3 protein-coding genes are annotated in these 3,149 nt (G+C 68.2%); 2 read left to right on the top strand and 1 reads right to left on the bottom strand.

The genetic code is table 11. The annotated features are described in order from the left end of the window. Window positions 1–356 precede the first annotated feature (356 nt). Window positions 357–923: a CG0192-related protein gene (locus tag QM582_RS04975; RefSeq protein ID WP_415082294.1), complete on the bottom strand. Its 567-nt coding sequence runs from the start codon at window positions 921–923 to the stop codon at window positions 357–359. A 162-nt stretch (window positions 924–1,085) separates the two neighbouring features. Between QM582_RS04975 and QM582_RS04980 the strand changes: the two genes are divergently transcribed. Both QM582_RS04980 and QM582_RS04985 read left to right on the top strand, forming a co-directional pair. Next, complete coding sequence (locus QM582_RS04980; RefSeq protein ID WP_415082295.1) at window positions 1,086–1,655, top strand: YagU family protein; 570 nt, start codon at window positions 1,086–1,088, stop codon at window positions 1,653–1,655. Window positions 1,656–2,010: 355 nt separating this feature from the next. After that, window positions 2,011–3,045, top strand: a complete 1,035-nt coding sequence (locus tag QM582_RS04985; RefSeq protein WP_415082297.1) for a sulfate ABC transporter substrate-binding protein — start codon at window positions 2,011–2,013, stop codon at window positions 3,043–3,045. Window positions 3,046–3,149: the final 104 nt, after the last annotated feature.

Below are 3,149 nucleotides of genomic sequence, written 5' to 3' on the forward strand. Positions count from 1 at the left end.
CTGACCGTCCCGCTCGAGGTCTCGGTCGGCACCGGACGTTCCTGGCACGGAGCCGCGCACTGAGACCCGCCGGAGAGCCCGCCGAGACCCTCGGCGGGCTCTCCGGCGTCCAGCCGCTTCAACCACCGGGGACGGTTCTCGACCACCGGGGACGGTTCTCAACGGTTGGGGACGGTTCTCAACGGTCGGGGACGGTTCTCAACGGTTGAGAACCGTCCCCAACGGTTGGGGACGGTTCTCGAGCGGTTCAGGACGGTGCTCCCCGACGGTGCGAGGACGTCCCTCCGGGACGGTGCGGAGAACCGTCTCCGGATGGTCGGTCACCGATCTCGACGCGCTGGGCCGGTGGACCCGGGTCAGCGGATGGTGGCCAGGACCTCGGTGCGCTCGGTGCCGTCCTGGGTCCAGGTGCCGGTGAGCACGCCGAGCGGCTGCGCGGTGTGGATGTGCTCGCCGTCCAGCACCCGGATCAACCGGGCGGCCTCCATGGCGGCGTTGGAGATCACCGTGATCCCGCTGCCGGCCACGGTCATGCTCTTCTCGCCGCGCGACAGGTCGGCCTCGTTGTCCGCCTCGTGGATCACCCGGATCAGCTCCGCCACGTAGACCGGGTCGGTGGTGGCGTCGTAGCAGTACCGGGTGCCGAGGTCGGGGTGCTCGATGGTGCCGACCAGCACCGCGAACTGATCGTCCAGGGGCTCGCCGCGATAGGTGAGCGGAACCTGGTAGGTCTTTCCGCCGGAGGCGATCAGCAGGGTCTCGATGCCCACCTCGCCGTCGGGGTCGACGAACCGGTACGCGGCCACCCGCTGCAGATCGTCCGCCTTGCCGGTGAACCACGACTGGCTGGGCAGCCAATCGGCCAGAAGCTCCAGCTTCGTCGGTTTCAGTTCGACGTCATGAATCGTTGCGGTGCCACTCATCGTTTCTCCTCGGGACGGTTGTCGAGCGCGGCCGGACCGGACTGCTCGCTGGACGGGCTGCCGGATGCGGTCTGAAAAGGATTCTACTACACTCGGTAGTACTACGGGCTCCGTTGATGAGCCCGATGAATCTCTCGCATCCACCACGCCTGAGGAGGCTCCATGCTTCACGTCACGGACCCGGCCCGCCGCCGGTTCAAGGTCGCCACGCTCGTCGGTCTGATCGCCGGCGCGTTCTCGGCCATCGTCAAATTCGGCTGGGAGGTACCCTTCCCGCCCCGGACGCCCGAGCGCAACGCCGTCAACCCTCCGCAGACCCTGCTGGAGCAGATCGGCTTCCCGACCTCGATCTCCCGCGCCACCATCGAGTTCAACGGCTGGGACCTGCCGATCTCGTCGTTCGTGGTGCACTTCGGCTTCGCGATCGCCTTCGGCCTGATCTACTGCCTGGTGGCCGAGGTCTGGCCGTCGATCAAGCTCTGGCAGTCGGCCGTCTTCGGCCTGGCGGTCTGGGTCTTCTTCCACATTCTGCTGATGCCGGCGATGGGCACCGTGCCGGCGCCCTGGGATCAGCCCTGGCAGGAGCACTTCTCCGAAGCGCTGGGTCACGTCATCTGGACCTGGTCGATCGAGATCGTGCGCCGCGACCTGCGCAACCGGTTCACCCACGAGCCGGACGCCGAAGTGCCGCTGGGTGCCGTCGACCGTGCTGCCGAGCCGGTCCGGGTCTGACCCGGGGAGCTTCGAAGAGGCGCTGATCGTCGTCGGTCGAGCCGGTCGAGGCCTCCCTGGCGGCGGGGTTCGACCGGCGACCGGCGACCGGCGATGATCGACGGTTCCTCTCGGGTGTCTGGCGACATCAAGGCCGAGTGGGCGAGCGGGTGGAGCGAAGACTCCGCCCGCTCGTTGCTGTTCTGTGACCGGGCGATCCGGTCGCCACAACGGCCGATGCCCGGCGTCCGTCCGATTCTTGAGACGACTTGACGGGGGATCGCGTCAGGATCAGAATTCCTATTAATCCCAGAGGAGATGAAGGGATAAGGCCCGCGAGCACCGCGCGTCCGGGCGAACGAGAAGGAGTTGTCTGATGACCCACTCACGCAGAGCCGTCCTCACCGCCCTCGCGGCAACCGTCGCCCTGGCGATGACCGGCTGCGCCGGGGGTGGGGCCAGCGATGTCGCGGGCGCCACCGGTTCTGCCCCGGCCGGGCAGTCGAAGGTGCTCAACCTCTATGCCTACGCCGTTCCGAAGGTCGGTTTCGACAAGGTGATTCCCGCCTTCGTCAAGACCGAGCAGGGCGCCGGCATCGACTTCCAGCAGTCCTACGGCGCCTCCGGCGATCAGTCCCGCAAGGTGGCCTCCGGAGCCGAGGCCGACATCGTGAACTTCTCGGTCACGCCCGACATCACCCGGCTGGTGGACGCCGGCCTGGTCGACGCGAACTGGGCGGCCGGCGAGCACAAGGGAATTCCGTTCGGCTCGGTGGTCACCATCGTCGTCCGCAAGGGCAACCCGAAGGGCATCAAGGACTGGGACGACCTGCTCAAGCCGGGCATCGAGGTGGTCACCCCCAACCCGTTCTCGTCGGGTTCGGCGAAGTGGAACCTGCTCGCCCCGTATGCCACCAAGAGCGAGGGCGGCAAGAATGCCGACGCCGGGCTGGCCTACATCTCCAAGCTGGTCAGCGACCACATCAAGGTGCAGCCGAAGTCCGGACGCGAAGCCACCGAGACCTTCTTGCAGGGCACCGGCGACGTGCTGCTCAGCTACGAGAACGAGGCGCTGTTCATCGAGGGCGAGGGCGATCCGGTGGAGCACGTCACCCCGCCGAGCACCTTCAAGATCGAGAACCCGGTCGCGGTGCTGAAGGGCAGCAAGAACCTGCAGTCCGCCGAGGCGTTCCGCGACTATCTCTACACGCCGGCCGCGCAGCGGCTCTGGGCCGAGGCCGGCTTCCGTCCGGTGGACGCCGGTGTGGCCAAGGAGTTCGCCGCGAAGTTCCCCGACCCGAAGCGGCTGTGGACGATCGACGACCTGGGCGGCTGGCCCGCGGTCGACTCCGATCTGTTCGCCAAGGACACCGGGAAGATCGCGGTGATCTACGACAAGGCCACCTCATGACCGTCACGCACACCCGGCGGGCCGCTCCGGACGCGGCCCGCCCGGGCGCCCCGGCGGACGCCCGCCAGGCGTCCCCGGGCCGGCGTCCGGTTCGCCGGGCCGGC

The organism is Micropruina sp., from assembly GCF_047607385.1.
In the GTDB taxonomy this organism is placed as follows: domain Bacteria; phylum Actinomycetota; class Actinomycetes; order Propionibacteriales; family Propionibacteriaceae; genus Micropruina.